A 13,328-nucleotide genomic window follows, 5' to 3' on the forward strand; every position below is an offset into this window, starting at 1 on the left:
TGATTGGGTCCCGGTTAGCAGTCCAGTGGCTATGCGATAGCTAGTTGATTTTTCTGCGTCCAGATGTCCCAGTACTGTTTCGGCGTCATGCCGTCGAGGGACCCGTGGGGCCGTTCATGATTGTAGATGTTCTTCCATTCCTCGGCCAAGTACTTCGCTTCGGCCATGGTGTCGATGATTTCCCCAGTGAGTTGTTCCCTTCTGAATTGGGCGTTGAATGACTCGGCGAACCCGTTCTGCCAAGGCGATCCCGGGTCAATGAACGCAGTATCTACCCCGGCAGTGGCGCACCAGTTGACCAGCGCTGCGGCGGTGAATTCCGGTCCGTTATCGGAGCGCACATAGGTTGGGGTGACGCCGGTTTCGGCGATGATGTCCTCCAGCACCGCGACTACATCGGTGGCGGTGAAGGACCTGCGCGGAACGATGGCCAGGGCGGTCCGGGTGTACTCGTCAATGACGTTGAAGAACCGGACATGCCTCCCGCAGGAGGTCACATCGGATTGGAAGTCGAAGCTGATCACGTGCATCGGGTATTCGGCCTTCAGCCGCTTCTGCTCCCCGGCGCCGGGCCCGGTGCGGCGACGCTTACGCGCCTTCGGCTTGCACGTCAGTCCCTCGGCCCGCCAGAGCCGGCGCACCCGCTTAGCGTTGAGCACCACGCCAGCCCACTCCGGCTGGGCCAGCAGATGCCAACGAGCCTTCCGCCACCCCCACGCCGGATGCTTCGCGGCCACCGCCCGCAACGCCGCACGCAGCCGAGCTTCCTCGAAACTAACCACCGGCCGTGCCTTACGCAAAGCGGAACGATTCTGCCCCAGCACCTTGCACGCGAATCTCTCGGACGCCCCGAATTTCTCCACCGCCATGCGCACTGCACGCCGGCGAGGTTCGGGGCTCAGAATTTTCCCTTAGCCACCTCATTCAGTATGTCGATGGCCAGTTCTTTCTCCGCCAGCAACCGCTTCAGCCGGGCGTTTTCCTTCTCCAAGTCCTTGACCGCTTTGGTTTGGGCTGCGTTCTGCTCGGAGCCGTACTGCTGCAGCCACCGGTACCAGGTTGCCTCGGTGACCTGCAGCTCCTTGATGACCTCGATCATCGGCTTGCCGTCATTGAGCATTTTCTGCCCCTGCCGGACCTTCGCGACGACCTGATCCGGGGTATGCCTACGTGCCATAATCTGTGAATTTCCTCCTGCACCCATTATCGGATGCGAAACTCACACAGTCACCGGACTCCTACCCAGGGACCCAACCAGCCTCGCTTTCGCTGGCGATCGCGGGGCCAGCAGGTCACGTACATCGCCTACTGGGACTAGCTTTCTGTGCCCGCTGAGGGATCAGCTTACGATGCCGCTAGATACGGTTGCCCTTCAACTTCGCTGATCTGATCAACCACCCTGTCCCGACTGCAGCAGTGATACACATCGGAAGTGCGGCCATGGTGGTGAAAGCGTAGTTGGGGTAAAAAGTCTGCACTTCGGTGCCGTCGATCATGGAGAAGGTGCATTCCAGCCCGAGGATCGGAAAGAAGCGGTACTCTCCGCGTGGCAGATGTGGCGAGCCCTCGGGGTTATGGATGGTGCCTTCTGGTAGGTGCTCGGAATGGCACTCCATAGAAAGGCCGGCATCCCGCACCATCTCTCCTCTGTCGGCCCAGCCGACAGCAATGAACCAAAACACGGAGAACGCGATGGCGGCAAGAAGAAGCCCTAGCTTGCGTTGTGATTTGAACGCCATACGTCCCCCATAGCGATGTCTCTTCAGTCACTATCGCATGAAGTGTCCGCCGGAGACTTAGACGGATAGGATCCAGAAATGTCGAGCGAGGAACCCTGGTCAAGCTATGACAAGGACAAACTGTCCAAAGGATGGTCCTACCCTCTGAGCAGGGATGAGGTCTTTGCAGCTCTTGTATCCGCGGGAGCTGTTGTGGGAAGCCTTTCATTTAGCCGGACGGAAGCGAATTTCGAAGGGCGGATGGTCTTACACTCCTGCTGGCCGTCGGACGCTCGTTCCCAGTACCTGGACGCGCGACCACATGGCCGGAGCCCTCTGTTGATGTGGGTTAGCGCGGTACCCTCGGAGCTGCGTCAGCGTATGAGTCAGGAGCTTAGAGAAAACTGGCTTGATCAAGCTGCTGAATGGGCAGCGAAAGCGCCCATGAGAGGCAATGCATGGACGGCCACTGACCATTACTGGATTCTGCGATATACGGAAGCCGCGGGCCTGATTCTCGAAGAATCCTAGCTGACCTCTCAAGCGATCTGTCTCAGTGGATCCCTGACCGCGAAAGGGCACGGTCAGGGATCCACTTCCACCAAGCTAGACCTGAACCAACACGGCGCTTGTCATCAGTGTTGAGTTAGCGTCGTTAGTGGAGCAGGAGATGCATGAGCGCGGCGAAATTGTGCGCTAGTGATGGAGTCTGCATGAATTCCAACCGGCAGCCAGCGAACGTTTCCTCGGTTGGTTGCCTCTTCCAGGGTTAGGCGTGGCACCTCGCGATAGAGAACACACAACCCTTTGCGGCTCCGCTTTCGTGAAACTAGGACGTCATAGATCCCTGCGGTACTCGGGCGAGCTGCGATGTAACGGCCGATCTCAGGGCCTTGAACTATGACACCAACACGGTGCTCGACCCATGGTTCATCCGGCAGAGCATCTAATTTGGCGAGGCTTTTGGCTTTCCTCCATGGCACGCTCAGCCTGCTGGCCCTACTGGATGAGGAGGATTGAAAGTCGAGCGGAAGAACGGTCTGCGACTCGGGGCTACCTACTAAAGCGACAAAACTGATCAGGGCGTCGTAAGCATCAAGAATCCTGGCAAGGCCGCGTAGGACACGGAAACGACTCTCGACGCGACGGCGGCCGCCATTTCGTCGATGTCGTGAGCGCTTGTCAGTCACCTTACCCATCGCCACCATCATTCCTTCTCCAGGGACAAGCAAGAAGAGCTTCCCGCAAACACTGCTTGAGAAACCGCCCGGTGAGGGATGGTGCGTAGACGTCCCCGCATCCGACGCTGTTTCAGACTCCCTAGATCTAACGACTGCAGCTGCTATAGGCAAGCTGACATGTATATGTAGGTTCAGTCGCGGGGCACTGGAGCAGTCCAGCTCCCTTCGCTGCGGATGGCGTGGGTGATGCGGTGTGTGATTTCTCGTAGCTGCCGGGTTTGCGGTTTGGTGAGGCGATCGAGGACCAGCTCGCGGACCGTTTGCACGTGACCGGGTGTCGCATACTCGATCTTTTGACGGCCGATGTCGGTGAGAATTGCCAGGGTGTATCGGCCGTCGGTGGGGTCGGGTGTTCGCCGCATCCACCCCTTGGACTCGAGTCGGGTGGCCGCGCGTGACAGGCGCGATAGTGAGCTGTTTGCGTAGCCGGACAGGACGCTCATTCGGAGCGTGGAATTGGGTGCGTGGGCTAGCGCGTACAGCACACCGTATTCGAAATGTGTGAGCTGCGCGTCTCGTTGCAGCTGACTATCCAGGGCTGCCGGTAGCCATTCAAGAACGGTTGCGAGCCCAGCCCAGGTCTCGAGCTCCTCACTCGTGAGAGTTGCCGAAGTGTCGGAGTCTTTCATTCCCCCAGAATAGCCGACGGCAGGCGGTGATCTGACTTGCTCAGGAAACTCATAGCGCTCTAGGGTTTGCTTGACTAGAAAAGTAACGCCGGCCGGCGAGCGGCATTATGAGCTCTTACTCACGACGTGACCGACTACTGGAAAGAGCGAGGCCGTGATCTCCGAAACCCGGAGCTGGAGGATCCTGAACAATTGCGCCACAGGATGTGGCGCAATTGTGGCCAAGCAGATTGGTGCCGGGAACGACGCACGGGCGAGGTAAGGACTCGCCAACTCTCGTCTGTATATCGGAAATCCGGCAGTCTAGGGGAATGGATTTTCCACTTGTTGTGCGTCAGTGCACGGACCAAGATCTGCTCGCACTCACGGAGGAGGAACCGGAAGGTGCCGGTATTGCCCGAACCATGCTGCAACGCCAACGCGACGGACGACTGTATTTCGCTGCAGCATGGCAAGGATCAGTACCGCTCGGGACTGTGGTCTTGGACCTGCAAGCGACTTATCCGCCGGAAATGAAGAATCTCTTTGTGAAGGCCTCCCGAAGAGGTCAAGGCGTAGGAACCGCCCTCTGTGATTGGCTTGAGGCACAGGCGCGAACCGCTGGCTTTGATCACATCTACCTTGGCGTAGGCACCGACAACGACCGAGCCCGCGACCTGTATGTCCGCTTGGGATACCGGCCGATGGGAGAATCAACGTCCATCACCTACGACTACATCGACGATGACGGCTCGACCAAGACGGCGACCGAAATATCCGACTACTACACGAAACCGCTGCTCTGAAGACTAAACAACCCGCAGCGGCCAGGTTTGCATGTGTTCGGTGAGGCTCGGCCCGAGCACGCTGAGGGATCCATTTGCGGTTCGTTGAGCGCGGGCTTGCGATCGGGGCAATTTGCTCGGCCGGATCCGAGTGCCGGCAAGATCGGGTCACCGCGGAATGGACGCTGAAGTGCGCTCAGGAGGGTGTTCAAATCTGTCTTCTTACGCAGTGCTGACTACCCTCCGCCTTCGATCGACAGTGTCCACGGCAACCGCCTCAAAGGACCCGCTCATCTAGTAGGAGCGAGGCAGCCCGAGAACCTTCGTCGAGATGAAGGCTTTGATGAGGTTATTGTTGACCGGCGCAACCTGGAACATCCGGGTTTCGCGGAACTTGCGTTCGACGTCATACTCATCCACAAATCCGTACCCTCCGTGAGTGTCGAGGCAGGCGTTGGCCGCCGCCCAGCTAGCTTCGGACGAGAGGTGCTTAGCCATGTTCGCTTCCGCGCCGCACGGCTGACCTGAGTCGAACAGCCGGGCAGCCTCGTAGCGCATTAGATCTGCGGCCCTCACGCGCATGTACGCGTCAGCGATCGGGAACTGCACGCCCTGGTTCGCCCCGATCGGGCGCCCGAACACCTCCCGCTTGTTGGCATACTCAGTGGCTCGGTTGGAGAACCAGTAACCGTCTCCAACGGCCTCTGACGCCAGCAGGATCCGCTCGGCATTCCACCCGTCAATGACATACCGGAAACCTTTTCCGACTTCACCGATCACGGCCGAGGCTGGCACACGCAATCCGTGGAAGAAAATCTGGTTTGTAGCGTAGTTGAACATAGTGCGCACCTTGACTACTTCCAGCGATTCCGGCTGCTCGGAGCGGACCTGGCGCAGATCCACCAAAAAGAGAGTCAGCCCCGCGGTTTTGTCTTCTCCTTTAGCAGCGGTGCGGGCCAGGACGAGTGCGAGGTCGGACTGTTCGATCCGGCTGGTCCAGCTCTTGTGCCCCGTGAGGATGAAACCGTCATCGGCAGGGTCGGCACGGGTCTGGATGCTGGTCGTATCGGAGCCGGCGGCGTCTTCCGTAATCGAAAATGCCTGCAGCCGCAGGGTTCCCGCCGCGATGGCCGGAAGGTAGGCCTGCTTTTGCTCGACGCTTCCGTGTCGGAGGAGTGCGCCCATGGTGTACATCTGAGCGTGACAGGCCGCCGAATGCCCCCCTGACTTGTTGATTTCTTCCATGATCACGCTGGCTTCGGTCAGCCCCAGCCCCAGGCCGCCGTATTCTGTGGGGATCAGCGCGGAGAGCAGGCGTGCCTCGGTCAGCGTGTCAACGAATTCCTGCGGGTAGCGCCTATTCCGGTCCGTTTCGCGCCAGTACTCGTCCGGGAAACGCGCGCAAAGCTCTCGCGTGCGTTGCCGGAGTTCGTCCAAATCAGCCTGATCCAGTGTCATGGGTGCTCCCTGCATGCTGCGGATGCTGACCCAGTGCCAGCTCCTTGCATAATATATTGACATTCGATGCGAAAACACAACCTCACGATAATTGACCAAGATCCCCTGAAAAATATGGCCGTTAGTGGACCAAAGGGCTGGTTTTCCAATATATTGGCTTGGTTAGATCTTATTGCTAGCTACGATTGAGGGAGAGTTTGTCCGTGGATGCACAGAACGACCCGATGCCAGGACGGAACAGCGATAGCCGGGAGGTGGAAGGCTGGTCAGGCCGTCTCTTCGAGGACTTCTCCCTCGGGGACGTCTACTATCACCCGTTCGGAAAGACGGTCACCGCGGCTGATAACCAGTGGTTCACCCTGGTGACCCAGAATGTCGCCAAGACCCATGTGGACAGCAACTTTGCCAAAGGCACCGAATTCAAGTTGCCGCTGGTCAATTCCACCTTTACTCTCGCCCTGGCCACCGGGCAGTCGACGATCGACCTGTCCATGAACGTTTTCGCGAACATGGGGTGGGACGAGGTGCGCATGCCCCATCCTGTTTATGAGGGCGACACGATCTATTCACGTTCCAAAGTACTGGCGACGCGGGCCTCTGCTTCGCGCCCGAACCTCGGATTGGTTACGGTCGCGACGGAAGGATACAACCAGGATGGCACCATCGTGATCAGCTACAGGCGGACCTTCATGATTTACCGGAAGGGTCATCTGCCAACCGTCACCTCATCCCGCCCGGACGAGTCCTCACTTCCAGCAGTCGGAGACCATGCATGACCGAGCCTACGGTGGCTGGCGCAGTGACGGCGTTATTTGTTCCGGGGGACCGTCCGGACAGGTTCGCGAAAGCGGCTTCATCAGGCGCCGATGTCGTCATCATGGACCTGGAGGACGCTGTCGCTCCCGAGATGAAGCAAGCAGCCTTGGCTGCTGTGATTGAAGCCCTGTCCGGGCCGGACGGACTGAGGGCACTCGTGCGTGTCAACGCCGTCGGAACGGCAACCTACGAGGATGAAATCACCGCACTGCTCGCATTGGCGAACCACGCCGGTCATGGGCTTGCGGGAATCGTCATACCGAAAGCCGAAGATCCGGTTGCGGTTCAGCACGTCGGCGAAGCACTGCCCCCCGGCCTGGACCTGGTGCCGCTCATCGAATCTGCCGCCGGATTGGTTCGCGCGTTCGAGCTTGCAGCAGTGCCGGCTGTGACGCGGCTGGCGTTCGGTGCGATCGACTTTGTTCTGGATATTGACGCCGAGGCAATCGATGGCGTGCTTGACTATGTGCGCGCTCAGCTTGTCATTGCGTCCCGCGCAGCTGGCGTTGCCGCCCCGCTCGACTCGCCATCTGTGGATATTCGGGATCTGGAAAGGGTACGCGCCGCAGCCCGCGCTGCGCGTTCGTTCGGTTTTGGGGGCAAGCTATGCATTCACCCTGCCCAGCTCGGCGAGGTAGCCGCAGCCTTCGCCCCGACGGCGGAAGACATAGCCTGGGCGCAGCGCGTGATCGGGGCTTCAGGAGGAGCGGTCCAGCTGGACGGGCAGATGATAGACAGACCCGTCACAGACAGAGCGAACCGGATCCTGGTGAGGGCAGGCCTGCGGTGACAGAGCGGACACTGCCATTGGCAGGGATCACTGTCGTGTCACTCGAGCAGGCAGTAGCAGCGCCGTTCGCGACGCGACAATTGGCTGACCTGGGCGCCCGGGTGATCAAAATCGAGCGTGACAGCGGCGATTTCGCCCGCGGTTACGACACTAAGGTCAACGGAATGGCCAGTTACTTCGTCTGGCTGAACCGCAGCAAGGAAAGCGTCGTCCTTGACCTCAAATCGGATCACGGACTGGCCGTGCTGCGCGCGCTGACGTCCACCGCCGACGTTCTGGTGCAGAACCTTGCTCCCGGAGCGGTGGAGAGGCTGGGGCTCGGTCCGGATGAGGCTCTCGCCCTCAATCCGCGGCTGATTCACACCTCTATTTCCGGGTATGGGCGGGGAGGACCGTACGAACAGAAGAAGGCGTACGATCTGCTGGTCCAGTGTGAGGCCGGCATGCTCAGCGTCACCGGGACACCGGAGGCCCCTGCGAAGGTGGGGGTGTCGATTGCGGACATTTGTGCAGGAAGCTATGCGTATTCGGGAATACTTGCAGCTTTGATCCAACGTTCGGTCAGTGGGCGCGGTGACGTGCTGGAAATTTCCATGCTCGAAGCGTTGGGGGAATGGATGGCGCAACCCTATTTCTACGCGGAATACGGGGGAGAGCCGCCGCGGCGCAGCGGCGCCGAGCATGCTTCGATAGCACCGTACGGGCCGTTTGCAACAGCGGACGGAACGGTTTTCTTCGGTATCCAGAACGAACGCGAATGGACTGTCTTCTGTACGGATGTGCTCCAGCACCCCGATGTGTCCACCAATCCACGCTTCGCTGGGAACGCATTGCGGGTGGAAAATCGGCCGGAGCTGCATAGACGGATCAATGAGGTGTTGGAATCCTTACCTGCAAGTGAAGTACTCCGGCGGTTGGATGCTGCCGGGATAGCAAACGCGAAACTGCGCGATATGAAGGATTTTTCTCAGCACCCGCAGCTGGAAGAGCGCAACCGCTGGCGGATGGTCGACTCTCCGGCCGGGCCGCTTCGTAGCCTAATCCCGCCTGTGACCTCCCGGGAGTACGGCTTCCAGCTGGGCCCCGTTCCGGGAATCGGGCAGCACACGGAACGTGTCCTGGCGCAATTGGGAATGACGGAACCCAGGGTGCAGCTTGACGGATAACGGATCCGGCAGCGCGAGCGCCCGCCGCCAACTCAGCGACAAAGCCTCCAGCTATGTCCGCGGGCTGGTCATGTCCGGAGAGCTGCGCCCAGGCAGCCTGGTGCGCCCGGAGACGATTGGTGCGGCCCTGGGGATCTCGACTACCCCTTCGCGGGAGGCTCTGCAGGCACTTCGCGTCGAAGGGTTTCTGGAACTGGTTCCCCGCCGGGGATTCATCGTGGCGCCGTTGACGGGCCAGGACATCCGCGACCTGTTCACCGTCCAGTCCCTCATCGGCGGTGAGCTTGCTGCACGCGCCGCTCGCAACGCCGCGAGCGAATCGCTCGCGGAACTGGAAGCGTTGCACCATGAACTTATTGCAGCCGCGGCCAGGAACAATCTTGCTTTGCTCGAGGAGAAAAACCATGCCTTCCACCGACAGATCAACCGGATGGCTGCATCCCGAAAAATGAGTTGGGCGCTGGGCCTCGTGGCCCGTTATGTGCCACGCCGTTTCTACTCTGCCATCGAGGGTTGGCCACAGGCTACGGTGGCTGATCACGAGGCATTGCTTGAGGGTATTCGCCATAGGGACCCGGAGGCTGCACGTCTGGCCATGGAAAATCATATTGTGCATGCAGGTGAGCTCCTCGCCACCCATTTCGACGGCCGCATCGGGCGCTCCCCCCACTCTGCCGGGGACGCTGGCGCCGATCAGCTGGCACGTTGAGTATTACTTCTGGGGCAGCCAAATGGCGCCACAGGACCGTCCGCCCGCGAAAAGACACATCTTACCGATGCATAAACTTTAAAAAGTATGCATGATCTGCATCGCAATGCCTGATGCGGTATCCTCATCCAGAGGGTCGTGCCCCGTTGCAGTTCCAGCGTGGCTCGCTCTACCGGCTAGCAGTTATCAACGACGATAAGGAACCAGCTCCATGAAAAAAGTTTCCCCACGCTCACGCGCCCTGGCCGGTATCGGTCTGGCGCTCTCCGCCGCACTCGTGCTCAGCGGCTGTGGCGGTGCGCGCAGTGGCGACGCCGCTGGCGACGAGTCATTCACCATCAAGTTCTCCCATGTCACCACCGCGAACACTCCCAAGGGCAAGGCTGCTGAAAAGTTCAAGGAGATCCTCGAGGATTCCTCCGACGGTCGAATCACGGTCGAGATTTATCCGAACTCCGAGCTTTACGGTGACAAAGACGAACTGCAGGCGTTGCAATCCAACAGCGTGCAGATGATCGCTCCGTCCAGTTCCAAGTTCACGACGATCGCGCCGCAGCTCCAGCTGCTGGACCTTCCTTTCCTGTTTGACACCAGTGAGGACATCCCCACGCTCGCTTCACGAGACTCGGTCATAGGCGATGTCATCTACGAGAATGAAGACCTTAAATCGAAGAACGTCCAGGTACTCGGGTTGTGGGACAACGGGCTCAAGCAGCTCTCGGCCAACACGGAACTGCGTACTCCTGAGGACACCAAGGGACTCAGCTTCCGCATCCAGCCTGCCGATGTCTTGGCGAGCCAGTTCGAAGCGTGGGGTGGCGCGACGTCCACCATGGCCTTCGCTGAGGTCTACAACGGTCTGCAGCAGGGGGTCATTGACGGGCAGGAGAACACCTACTCGAATATCGAAACCCAGAAGATGCACACCGTGCAGAAGTTCCTCACCGAATCGGATCACGGCTACATCGGTTACGTGACCGCGATCAACAGCGAGTTCTTCGATTCCCTTCCCGAGGACCTGCAGCAGCTGGTCATCGACGCCATGGATGAGGCAAGTGCCTATAACCGCGAGGTTGCCACTGAAGTGAACGAGGAGGCCAAGCAGGCCATCATCGAAGAGGGTTCCACCGAGATCGTTACCCTTACCGAGGAGGAGCGCCAGGCCTGGAAGGACGCCGTCGTCCCCTCGGTCTGGGAGGAGCACAAAGACGTTTTGGGCCCGGAGATCATTGATGGGCTGCTCGCGGAGCGCGACAAGTAGACATTCCTGAACCGTTGTAGCGGCAGCGACCCCCAGCTTGGGGTTTGTTGCCGCTACAGCCCTTCTGTAGAACTGAGGCTTCATTGCAACGCTTCGACCGTATTTTGACCCGCGTCGAAAATTTCCTGGCGTGCACCGCTCTTGGGCTGGCTACCGTTGTAGCAATTACCCAGGTCCTGCTCCGGGCAATCTTCAACGTCCATCTACCCTGGTCCGAGGAGACAATCGTCTACCTCGTGATCTACGCAACATTCCTCGGGGCCGTGATCACACTGCGACACAACGAACATATCGCGGTGAACATCTTCGAACCGTTCATCGGGCCGGTCGGCAAGCGGCGTATGCAAATACTCGGCACATCCGTGATGATCGTCTTCCTGATCCTGGTTGGGACCTACGCCTGGCTGCTCATTTTCGAGCCTTTCTCCATTGCCACTGTCACGCCCACGCTGAAGCTCCCACTATGGGTCGTCGAACTAGCGGTCCCGATCGGGATGAGCCTGATGCTGCTCCGTTCGATTGAGATGCTCGTGCGGCTTCTCAAGGGCCAGACTGCCTTTGCCGAAGGAGAAAAGACAGAATATCAACGCGCCGAGGAAGCCTTGGGGATGGATAACGGGGAGGAGAAGCGATGACTGAATCCATGATTGCGCTGATCGTCATATTATTTGCGCTGCTTTTCACCTCAACGCCGATCGCCGTGGCGCTCGGGCTGACCTCCTTCATCTATTTTTTCTACTTCACCACCATCCCGTTGACACAGGTACCGGAACGTCTATTCAACTCACTTAATTCGTTCCCGCTGATGGCGATCCCGTTCTTTGTCCTTGCAGCGAACCTGATGAGCCGCGGCGGGATCAGCAAACGCCTGATCGACGCCTCCAACTCGCTTGTCGGCCAGTTCCGTGGAGGACTGGCGATGACTGCAGTCCTTTCCTGCATGTTTTTCGCGGCAATCTCCGGTTCCAGTCCGGCGACCGTTGTTGCAGTCGGCACCCTGATCATTCCCGCCATGATCCGCCACGGGTACGGGAAGGATTTCTCTATTGGACTGGTCACCACCTCCGGTTCCCTGGGCATCCTGATTCCGCCATCCATCCCACTGATCATCTATGGAATCGCCACTGAACAGTCCATCGGCGACCTCTTCATCGCCGGTATCGGACCGGGCATCATGGCTGGTGTCATGCTGCTCATTCTCGCCATCGTGATTTCACGTCGACGAGGCTACGGCAGCGGCGAAAATTCGATCGTACTCACGCGCACGCAGAAGATTAAGTCATTGCGCGACGCGACGCTGAGTCTGGCCCTCCCGGGATTTGTACTGGGCGGGATCTACACGGGGTTCTTCACTCCAACCGAGGCCGCAGCCATGGCAGTGTTCTATGCCTTGATTGTGTCCCTGTTCGTGTACCGGGAAATCGGAGCCAAGGACCTCTGGTCCATACTGCTCTCCTCCGCGCGGACCTCCGCGATGGTCATGTTTGTTGTTGCCTCCGGAATCCTGTTTTCCTTCGTCCTCTCATCGGAACGAATTCCCACCAAGGTCAGCGCAGCCCTCCTGGAATCCAACCTGTCACCACTGATGTTCCTCATCATGATCAACGTACTGCTGCTGATCGTGGGGATGTTCATGGAAACCTCCAGTGCCATCCTAATTCTGGCTCCGGTACTGCTTCCGGTTGGCCTCGCGCTGGGCATCGACCCGATCCACCTCGGAATCATCATGGTCCTGAACCTGGAGATCGGCATGATGACGCCTCCTTTGGGCCTGAACCTGTTTGTGGCCAGTGGCCTCACGGGCAAGAACATCATCGACGTAGCGAAAGCGGCGGCGCCAAGCGTGGGGGTGTTGCTGATCGCACTGATCTTGGTGACGTTCATTCCACAGATCGCTTTGTTTCCGCTGGGAAGATGACCGTGGCTCCTGCCGACGTGCCCTTGGTGGCTACCGACAGGAGCCACGCTCAAAGCCCGTGGATCTCGAACGGATCGCTGTTATCAGTACCAGTAATCCGCCCCGCAAGAGCGAGAAAACTGCGTGCAAGATGCGCCCCCATCGCATCGGCCGCTGCTTCAGGATCGCTGCGCCGGACGGCATCGAGAATCAATTCGTGCTCTGTATCGGAAATGTCGGCCGGCTCCGGGGCATCCAGCAGCAGATCCCACGGAAAGACCCTCCAGAGACCCTCAATTTCCTGGACCAGCCCGGGAAGCCCACAGCGCTGGTAGAAGTAAAAATGAAAATCGCGGTTCAGCGACCTCATCGCCGTCACGTCCCGGCGTGCAGTGCTTTCCTTCAGGCGCGCAAGCAGCGATTCCGCCTGCAGAAGCTCGTGCGGCGACAGGCGGATCGCCGCCCGGCGCATCGCGAAACTCTCAGCGAGCCGGCGCAGGACGTACGTTGCCTGAACACGCTCAAAGTCGACCCCCGCCACGCGGACTCCCCGATGGGGTTCCGCAACCACCAGGGCGTCGGCTTCCAGTGCACGCAAGGCCTCCCGTACCGGAGTGATGCTGCTGTTGAACCGTTTGGCAAGCTCATCCTGGGGCAACCGCGAGCCGCGCGGCATTTCTCCGCTGACAATCATTCGACGCAACTCGTCGACAATCTGATCCCGTTTTGTAAGGGCCGCACCCGACATCGAAACCTTCCTTTCCGGTTGTGTCAGCACATCAACTCTCTGCAATTATGCATCATCTCGAAAACTATGCATAATAGGTTTGGTGCAAGACTGCCGTGGTATGCAGTCCTACTTTTCAATGAGGAGATACA

At 59.2% G+C, this 13,328-nt stretch carries 13 protein-coding genes; 8 read left to right on the plus strand and 5 right to left on the minus strand.

All coding sequences use genetic code 11. The features are described 5' to 3' along the window. Positions 1-29: 29 nt before the first annotated feature. From BLS52_RS08410 to BLS52_RS08420, 3 genes are all read right to left on the minus strand, one after another. Positions 30-1,177 (minus strand): IS3 family transposase gene (locus BLS52_RS08410; protein ID WP_090585897.1). Its coding sequence is split into 2 segments (ribosomal slippage): positions 30-904 and positions 904-1,177, totalling 1,149 coding nucleotides; the frame shifts between segments, so codons are not numbered across the junction. A 178-nt stretch (positions 1,178-1,355) separates the two neighbouring features. Continuing rightward, positions 1,356-1,739 carry a hypothetical protein gene (locus tag BLS52_RS08415; protein ID WP_090585900.1) on the minus strand — a complete coding sequence of 128 codons (384 nt, stop codon included), beginning with the start codon at positions 1,737-1,739 and terminating at the stop codon, positions 1,356-1,358. 1,351 nt (positions 1,740-3,090) lie between these two features. Further along, on the minus strand, positions 3,091-3,588 hold the full coding sequence (locus tag BLS52_RS08420; RefSeq protein WP_090585903.1) for a MarR family winged helix-turn-helix transcriptional regulator: 498 nt from the start codon (positions 3,586-3,588) through the stop codon (positions 3,091-3,093). Between the two features lie 311 nt (positions 3,589-3,899). Between BLS52_RS08420 and BLS52_RS08425 the strand changes: the two genes are divergently transcribed. Continuing rightward, entirely contained in the window at positions 3,900-4,373 is a 474-nt protein-coding gene (locus BLS52_RS08425) for a GNAT family N-acetyltransferase (RefSeq protein ID WP_090585906.1), read from the plus strand. A gap of 273 nt (positions 4,374-4,646) precedes the next feature. On the opposite strand, the gene BLS52_RS08430 is transcribed toward BLS52_RS08425, so the two are convergent. Further along, a complete protein-coding gene (locus BLS52_RS08430) occupies positions 4,647-5,909 on the minus strand; it encodes an acyl-CoA dehydrogenase family protein (RefSeq protein ID WP_245702763.1) in 1,263 nt (420 codons plus the stop codon). 104 nt (positions 5,910-6,013) lie between these two features. Here BLS52_RS08430 and BLS52_RS08435 point away from each other — a divergent pair, with 104 nt between their 5' ends. The 7 genes from BLS52_RS08435 to BLS52_RS08465 all read left to right on the plus strand — a co-directional run bounded on the left by BLS52_RS08435 (position 6,014) and on the right by BLS52_RS08465 (position 12,470). Beyond that, the gene (locus BLS52_RS08435; RefSeq protein ID WP_245702764.1) at positions 6,014-6,586 is read left to right on the plus strand and encodes a MaoC family dehydratase; all 573 of its coding nucleotides are present in this window, start codon (positions 6,014-6,016) and stop codon (positions 6,584-6,586) included. Next, positions 6,583-7,416 (plus strand): HpcH/HpaI aldolase/citrate lyase family protein, encoded by an 834-nt coding sequence (locus tag BLS52_RS08440; RefSeq protein ID WP_090585909.1) that lies wholly within the window; start codon positions 6,583-6,585, stop codon positions 7,414-7,416. The genes BLS52_RS08435 and BLS52_RS08440 overlap by 4 nt, the downstream gene beginning before the upstream one ends. Beyond that, positions 7,413-8,582 (plus strand): CaiB/BaiF CoA transferase family protein, encoded by a 1,170-nt coding sequence (locus BLS52_RS08445; RefSeq protein ID WP_281241696.1) that lies wholly within the window; start codon positions 7,413-7,415, stop codon positions 8,580-8,582. The genes BLS52_RS08440 and BLS52_RS08445 overlap by 4 nt, the downstream gene beginning before the upstream one ends. Further along, the gene (locus tag BLS52_RS08450) at positions 8,572-9,291 is read left to right on the plus strand and encodes a GntR family transcriptional regulator (RefSeq protein ID WP_245702766.1); all 720 of its coding nucleotides are present in this window, start codon (positions 8,572-8,574) and stop codon (positions 9,289-9,291) included. Before BLS52_RS08445 ends, BLS52_RS08450 begins: the two co-directional genes overlap by 11 nt. A gap of 211 nt (positions 9,292-9,502) precedes the next feature. Further along, entirely contained in the window at positions 9,503-10,552 is a 1,050-nt protein-coding gene (locus BLS52_RS08455; protein WP_090585912.1) for a DctP family TRAP transporter solute-binding subunit, read from the plus strand. A gap of 83 nt (positions 10,553-10,635) precedes the next feature. Beyond that, positions 10,636-11,187 (plus strand): TRAP transporter small permease, encoded by a 552-nt coding sequence (locus BLS52_RS08460; RefSeq protein ID WP_175460121.1) that lies wholly within the window; start codon positions 10,636-10,638, stop codon positions 11,185-11,187. After that, on the plus strand, positions 11,184-12,470 hold the full coding sequence (locus BLS52_RS08465) for a TRAP transporter large permease (protein WP_090585917.1): 1,287 nt from the start codon (positions 11,184-11,186) through the stop codon (positions 12,468-12,470). The genes BLS52_RS08460 and BLS52_RS08465 overlap by 4 nt, the downstream gene beginning before the upstream one ends. Before the next feature lie 49 nt (positions 12,471-12,519). Here the strand turns inward: BLS52_RS08465 and BLS52_RS08470 are convergent, their stop codons facing one another. Next, the gene (locus BLS52_RS08470; RefSeq protein WP_139186244.1) at positions 12,520-13,242 is read right to left on the minus strand and encodes a GntR family transcriptional regulator; all 723 of its coding nucleotides are present in this window, start codon (positions 13,240-13,242) and stop codon (positions 12,520-12,522) included. Positions 13,243-13,328 lie beyond the last annotated feature (86 nt).

The organism is Arthrobacter subterraneus, from assembly GCF_900099735.1.
Taxonomy (GTDB): Bacteria; Actinomycetota; Actinomycetes; order Actinomycetales; family Micrococcaceae; genus Arthrobacter_D; species Arthrobacter_D subterraneus.